The following is a 6,406-nucleotide window of genomic DNA, read 5'->3' as shown; positions in this document are numbered from 1 at the left end:
CCCGGCGGACCGACCACGGCCTGCCCGTGCACAGCTTCCAGAGCCTGCTCGACGACCTGGGCACGCTGTGCCTCAACACCGTCAGCATGCCCAGCAACCCGGCCTACAGCTTCGATCAGCCGACCCAGCCCACGCCGCTGCAGGCCAAGGCCTTCGACTTGCTCGGCGTCAGCCCATGATGTAGCCAGAGCGGACTCGCCCGTGGCGCCAATTCTTTGAGCATCATCAGGGAGTTACTGTTCTGGCCAAATACAAAGTTCAGCTTAAAACTCGATACCTCTTACCCAGTTCGGTTGCGCGATTCAAGCATGGCGGTCGCGCGTGTCGGCAGTGCGCCAGGGACACCGCTTAATCGCCCCGCCGTCGTGCCAGATCGGAAGACCGGGGGCAGGCAGGAAAGCCAATTCGCGCCCGGCGACCAGCGCTGGGAGTCAGCCCTTCGAAAACGCCCAGGGCAGGATGGTGTCGGCGACGGCGCGGGCTTCGGCGAGCACCGACTGGCGCGGGCGGTCGCGGGCGACCAAGCGGCCGCGGCCGAGCGTGAGCACGCGGACCAGCACGGTCGCCACGAGGAACAGCGGGAACAGGCCCAGCACCAGCAGGCGATACTCCGGGCTTTCCCGGGTGTGATGGCGCTCGGCTGAGGTGCCCGCGCGGTGGTCGCCGATCTCGGCCATCTCGGGTCTCCCAGGAGGTTAGGCGGCCTGGCGCTTGAGCGCGCCACGGGCCGCGTCGACGTGGGTGCCCTCGACCTGGGCGTGGCCCTGCTCGCGGGCGGCCCGTTCGGCCTGTTCGCGCAGGCGCTTGGCCGCGGAGATCTGAACCAGGAAGGGCTGCGTCTCGATGTAGTCGTCCAGCTTGGCCTGCGCGGCCGCCGCCCAGGGCAGGGTCTGCTCGGCCGCCTCGTCGGCCTGCGCCTTCGTCGGCGTGGCGCTGGCGTCATCCATGTCGGTGGACAGCGGCAGGATGTGGAACAGCGCGTCGAACAGCTGGTTGCAGAACTCCTGCACCACGTAGGTCGCCCCGGCGTAGCCCATGAACGGCGTGCCCGTGCTGCGCCGGACGATCGCGCCCGGGAACGAGGCCGGGACGTACATCGCCCGGCCGCCGATCTCGGCGTTGTACATCCGCTCGTTATAGGAGCCGAACAGCACCAGCGGGGTGTTCTCCTGCACGTCCCGGCGGATCGCCGCGTTGTCCGGCTTCTTGCCGCGCTTGCGCGCGTGATGGAAGGCGCAGGGCACGCCCATCTCGTCTTCCAGCAGCTTGCGCAGGCCGCGGGCGTAGGTCTCGTGCGCCACCACGCCGAAGCTCGAGGTGGCGAAGAAGTCCTGGGTGACCGAGCGCCACAGATCCCAGATCGGCTTCAGGGTGGTGTGCTTTTCCTGCTCGATGAACGGCTCCGGGTCGGCGCCGGTCAGCTCGCCCAGCTTGCGCAGGAACTTGGTGGTGGAGAACACGCCCATCGGCGCCATCAGGTACGGCCGGTCGAGCGCCTCGCACATCTTCCGGCCGAACTCCTGATACATGCAGATGTTCACGTCGGCGTTGTTCAGCCGCGGGATGTCCAGGACGTGGCTGCCGAGCGGGAACACCATGTTGATCTCGCAGCCGATGCCCTCGACCAGCCGCCGGATTTCCGCCAGATCGCTCGGCATGTTGAAGGTGCCGAAGATCGGCCCGATGATGTTCACCCGCGGCTTGTCCTGCCCCTCTCTCCGCTTGGGCTTGTCGGTCTTGCCCTTCTTGGGCCCGAACTCGGTCCACAGCCAGTTGATCGCCCGGTCGGCGGCCTGCCACTGGTCCTCGTCCATGGTCCGGCAGAGGAAGCGGCGGAGATTGCTCCCCTCCGGCGTGACGCCGCCGCCGATCATCTCGGCGATCGAGCCGGTCAGCACCACCGCCGGCAGGTCGTTGTCCTGGGTGGAGGAGGCGCGCTTCAGGTTCTCCTCCGTGCCCTTCATCGACAGCTCGTCCTCCGCCAGGCCGGTCACGGTGATCGGCAATTCGTGCGGCGGCAGGCCGTCGGTGTAGTGCAGCACCGAGGTGACGGGCAGGTTCTCGCAGCCGACCGGGCCGTCGATCACCACCCGCATGCCCTTGATCGCGGTGAAGGTGTAGATCGCGCCCCAGTAGCCGCCCGCGCGGTCGTGGTCGAAAACGAGCATGGCTTCAGGTCCCCACGCTGTCCGGAACGCCGGTATCGCGCTTCTCCGACTTGGCCTTGCGCATCTTGCGCTTGGCCGAGGGCACCTCGGTGAAGCCGTAGCCGGCGGTGTGTCCCTGGCCGACGCCCTCGAAGAAGTCGACCATCTGCTTGAAGCGGTCGTTGGCGGTGTGGGTCTTGACGATGTTCGCCATCGCGGAGACGCCGGCCGCGCCGAACAAGGGCCGGGCGGACACCATGTTGGTGAAGTAGATGCCGGGCCAACCGCGTTCCTTCGCCTTCTGCACCAGCGGCGTGGTGCCGATGGTGAGGTCCGGCTTGACGTCGTCCATCGCCGCCGCGTCCTGCTCCAGGGAGGCGCGGTACTGCACGTGGCAGCCCTTGCTCTCCAGCCATTCCAGGTCGGGCTTGGACCATTCGGTGCGCGGCACGGCCGTACCGACGTAGGGCACGTCCGCGCCGGACTCGATCAACAGGCGCGCGACCAGCAGTTCCGAGCCCTCGTAGCCGGAGACGATCATCCGCGCGTCGATCGGGTTCTCGTTCAGCGCCGCCTGGATCGATGCGGTGGCCTTCGCCTTTGCGTCGTCGATCTTGGCCCGCGCGATGCCGGCGGCGACGCCGACGCGCTCCAGCCAGTCGGCGGTGCCCTCGACACCGACCGGGCCGGAGCCGACGACCTCGCGTCCGGCGCGCTGGAACTGCTCGACCGAGCGGACGTAGAACGGGTGGGTGGCGGCGCAGACCCGGCTGTCGAGCGCGGCGTAGAGGTCGCGCCACTCGCGCGTCGGCACGTTCGGCGCGACCTTCATGCCCATCGGCTCCAGCATCTGCCGGACGCCCACGGGATCGGCCGGGAACATCTCGCCCAGCATGGTGACGGTGGGCCAGTCCTCGACCGCCTTGTCGGGCTTGGCGACCGGGCCGGCCTCGGCCTCCTCGCGGGCGTACTTCAGCATCGCGCCCGCCAGGATGTCCTTGGCCTCCGCGTGGGAGGGCACGCCGAAGCCCGGCACGTCGATGCCGATCACCCGGACGCCGTCGATTTCCCGCGGCAGGCGGTCGAGCGGAATGCCGGAGGCCGTGGGCACGCACAGGTTGATGATCACGACCGCGTCGTAGCGGTCGGGATCGGCCATCTTTTCGACCCCGTCCTTGATGTCCTGGTAGAGCTCGCCGGTGACCAGGGTCTCCGAGTTGAACGGCACGTAGCCGACCGTGCGCCGGGCACCGTAGAAGTGCGAGGTGAAGGTCAGGCCGTAGACGCAGCACGCCGACCCGGAGAGGATCGTCGCGGTCCGGCGCATCCTGAGGCCCACGCGCAGCGAGCCGAAGGCCGGGCACATCGACTGCGGCTGATCGTGCGGGCCGGTCGGGTAGTCCGCGTGCAGCTTCTGCAGAACCTCCGACTTGCCGGCCTTCTGCGCGGCGTCCATCAGGGTCTGCTTGCCGCCGTGGCAGCCGCCTTCCGCCTGCGCGGCGGCTTCCGCCGCCTCGGCGTCGATCGTGGGGGTGTCCTGGGCCTGGGCCGTCTGTTCGGTCTCGGCGTCGGCGGAATAGTCGGTCATCACGGGCCTCCGCTCTTGCGGGTTCGCGTCGCCTGCCTCAAGCGCGCTGTTGTCGTTGTTGGCGTGATGCGGGCTGTCGCGCGTGCCCTGCCTTTGTGTGCAGGATCTCCTTTATCCCCTCTCCTCCAGCGGGAGGAGAGGGCTCGGGAGAGGAGGTTTGCACGGTCAATGCCGGCGGCTCCCTCCTCCCCTTACCGCTCCTCCCACGTGGAGGAGGGGAAGCAGCTATGGCGCGCTCACGCTTCGTCGTACACGACCTCCAGCGATTCCTTTTCGGGCGGCTTGCCGCCGCACATGTCTTCCTGGGTCGCGGGCACCAGCTCGACGTCGCGGCCGACATCCTCGCCCTTGAACAGGTCGAGCAGGCCCTCGTGCTCGAGCGGCGCGGGCATCACCGGCGGCGCCTCGGCGGCCTTGACGCCCAGTTCCTCGAACAGCGGCGCCCACTGGCTGCCCGGATAGCCGATCATCTCGTAGTTCGCCGACTTGCGGCGGATGTCGTCATCGGCCGGAATCTTCGCCAGGGTCGGGATGCCGACCTGCTCGGCGAACTGCTCGGCCTCGCCGGTGCCGTCGTCCTTGTTCACGACCAGGCCGGCGACGCCGACGTTGCCGCCCATCCGGCGGAAGTAGTCGACGGCCGAGCAGACGTTATTGGCGACGTAGACGGACTGCAGGTCGTTGGCCGCGACCACGATCGTCTTCTGGCACATGTCGCGGGCGATCGGCAGACCGAACCCGCCGCACACCACGTCGCCCAGGAAGTCGAGCAGGACGTAGTCGAAGCCCCAGTCGTGGAAGCCCAGCTTCTCCAGCAGCTCGAAGCCATGGATGATGCCCCGGCCGCCGCAGCCGCGGCCGACCTCGGGGCCGCCCAACTCCATGGCGTAGACGCCGTCGCGCTTGAAGCAGACGTCCTCGATCCGGACTTCCTCGCCGGACGCCTTCTTCTTGCCCGAGGTATCGATGATGGTGGGCGTGCTGCGGCCGCCGAACAGCATCGAGGTGGTGTCGCTCTTCGGGTCGCAGCCGATCAGCAGGACCTTCTTGCCCTGCTGGGCCATCATGTAGGACAGGTTGGACAGCGTGAAACTCTTGCCGATCCCGCCCTTGCCGTAGATGGCGATGACCTGGGTTTCGTTTTCGCCCTCAGCTTCGCTCTGGCCGGTGTCGGCGGTCGCCGATTCCGTCATGGAGCCACCTCATCCTGCTTTGCTGCTGCGCTCGGCCGGCGACCGGCGGCTCCGGCCCGGCCGCCCCGGATGCGGGCGAGACCGCGGTGCGGCCGCCGGTCCCCGGGGGTGTCTTTGACCAACCGTGTGGGTCGGTTATTAAGTGTCAGGCTAACGCGACACTCACGCATGTCAATTTCAGACTACAAGCCCCGCAGGCCCGCGACAGCTTCGCCTGACACCCGCGCGGCGGCGCCAGCGACCCGCCCCAATGCGGTGCCCACAGCGTTATCGGTCGACCCGGGGCCTCAACCGTGGTTCGGTGTACGCACCGTTCATGCGCCCGTTGTCATTCGATCCGCCCGATGCCCGCCGCCTTGCAGCCCCGCCGCCTGCTCGCCCTGCTCAGCCGGCACGCCACGCGGGTGCTGTTCGCGGGCGTCTTTATCGGTCTGGCGCTGCCGCCGCTGGCCGCGGCGGCGCGGCCGTACCTGCTGGTCGGCGTGATCGTGCTGCTGACGGCGATGCTGCTGCGCGTCGACTGGGGCGCGATGGGCGCCTATCTGCGCCGGCCGGTGCTGGCGACCGCGCTGGTGGTCTGGCTGCTCGCCGGCGCGCCGGTGGTGATCTGGCTGACCCTGCTGCCGGTGGGCCTGCCGGAGTCTCTCGCCGTCTCGCTCGTGCTCATGGCCGCCGCGCCGCCGATCCTGAGCGCCTCGGCGATCGCCGTGCTGCTGGGCCTGGACGGGGCGCTGGCGATCGTCGGCGGGCTGATCGCGACGCTGTTGACACCGCTCACCGTTCCGCCGATGGCGCTCATGCTGCTCGGGCTCGACCTGGAGATCTCGGTGGGCGCGTTGATGGCCCGGCTGGCGGCAATCGTCGGCCCCGCGTTCCTCTTGTCGCTGGCGATCCGGAAGGGCGCGGGCCCGGCGCGCCTGGACCGCTACAAGCCCGAGATCGAAGGCTTCACCGTGCTGGTCATGCTGTACTTCGGCGTGGCGATCATGGACGGCGTCACCGCACGCCTGCTGGCCGAGCCGGCCATGGTCGCCGGTTGGACGCTCGCCGCCTTCGTTGCCAACCCGCTGCTGCAGCTGCTGGGCGGGCTGGCGTTCGCGTGGCTCGGCCGGCGCGGCGCGCTGACGGTCGGCCTGATGAGCGGCAACTGCAACATGGGCCTGCTGCTGGCCGCTCTGCCGCCCGGCACCGACTTCGACGTGCTGCTGTATTTCGCCGTGGCGCAGCTGCCGATCTTCATGCTGCCCGCGCTGATGCTGCCGATCTACCGGCGTTTGCTGGCCGCTCCGACGGTGGAGCGGGCGTAGCCGACAGCGCCGAACATCGGCGTTCCGCGGCGATCTTTGCAAATTTGCAACAGTGTGATTCCTAGGATGCGTCCAGGCCGCCGTGCACGCTTCTCAACAGTTGAGCCGTGTGCTATCCGAGCGACTTTGCAGGGCGATCTCGCGGGCTCCCGGCGATCCCGGATTCTCGGC

At 68.7% G+C, this 6,406-nt stretch carries 5 protein-coding genes; 1 reads left to right on the top strand and 4 read right to left on the bottom strand.

All coding sequences use genetic code 11. From position 1 onward, the window contains the following. Positions 1-431 precede the first annotated feature (431 nt). The 4 genes from CKO28_RS12770 to CKO28_RS12755 form a co-directional block, all read right to left on the bottom strand. A complete protein-coding gene (locus tag CKO28_RS12770) occupies positions 432-677 on the bottom strand; it encodes a hypothetical protein (RefSeq protein ID WP_200341169.1) in 246 nt (81 codons plus the stop codon). An 18-nt stretch (positions 678-695) separates the two neighbouring features. Next, positions 696-2,168, bottom strand: a complete 1,473-nt coding sequence (gene bchZ / locus CKO28_RS12765; protein WP_200341168.1) for a chlorophyllide a reductase subunit Z — start codon at positions 2,166-2,168, stop codon at positions 696-698. 4 nt (positions 2,169-2,172) lie between these two features. Then, complete coding sequence (bchY, locus tag CKO28_RS12760) at positions 2,173-3,735, bottom strand: chlorophyllide a reductase subunit Y (RefSeq protein WP_242480532.1); 1,563 nt, start codon at positions 3,733-3,735, stop codon at positions 2,173-2,175. A gap of 236 nt (positions 3,736-3,971) precedes the next feature. Beyond that, on the bottom strand, positions 3,972-4,928 hold the full coding sequence (locus CKO28_RS12755; protein ID WP_200341167.1) for a chlorophyllide a reductase iron protein subunit X: 957 nt from the start codon (positions 4,926-4,928) through the stop codon (positions 3,972-3,974). A gap of 344 nt (positions 4,929-5,272) precedes the next feature. On the opposite strand from CKO28_RS12755, the gene CKO28_RS12750 reads away from it, so the two are divergent. Further along, a complete protein-coding gene (locus tag CKO28_RS12750; protein ID WP_200341166.1) occupies positions 5,273-6,235 on the top strand; it encodes a hypothetical protein in 963 nt (320 codons plus the stop codon). The last annotated feature ends 171 nt before the right edge of the window (positions 6,236-6,406 follow it).

Source organism: Rhodovibrio sodomensis (assembly GCF_016583645.1).
Lineage (GTDB): Bacteria > Pseudomonadota > Alphaproteobacteria > Kiloniellales > Rhodovibrionaceae > Rhodovibrio > Rhodovibrio sodomensis.
The sequence above is the reverse complement of the archived record's forward strand: the minus strand, read 5'-3'. Positions and strand labels throughout refer to the sequence as shown.

What these genes read in the sequence shown, in the direction of transcription:
- CKO28_RS12770 (WP_200341169.1), bottom strand. Translation starts at nt 677, where the DNA reads ATGGCCGAGATCGGCGACCACCGCGCGGGCACCTCAGCCGAGCGCCAT.
- bchZ (WP_200341168.1), bottom strand. Translation starts at nt 2,168, where the DNA reads ATGCTCGTTTTCGACCACGACCGCGCGGGCGGCTACTGGGGCGCGATC.
- bchY (WP_242480532.1), bottom strand. Translation starts at nt 3,735, where the DNA reads ATGACCGACTATTCCGCCGACGCCGAGACCGAACAGACGGCCCAGGCC.
- CKO28_RS12755 (WP_200341167.1), bottom strand. Translation starts at nt 4,928, where the DNA reads ATGACGGAATCGGCGACCGCCGACACCGGCCAGAGCGAAGCTGAGGGC.
- CKO28_RS12750 (WP_200341166.1), top strand. Translation starts at nt 5,273, where the DNA reads ATGCCCGCCGCCTTGCAGCCCCGCCGCCTGCTCGCCCTGCTCAGCCGG.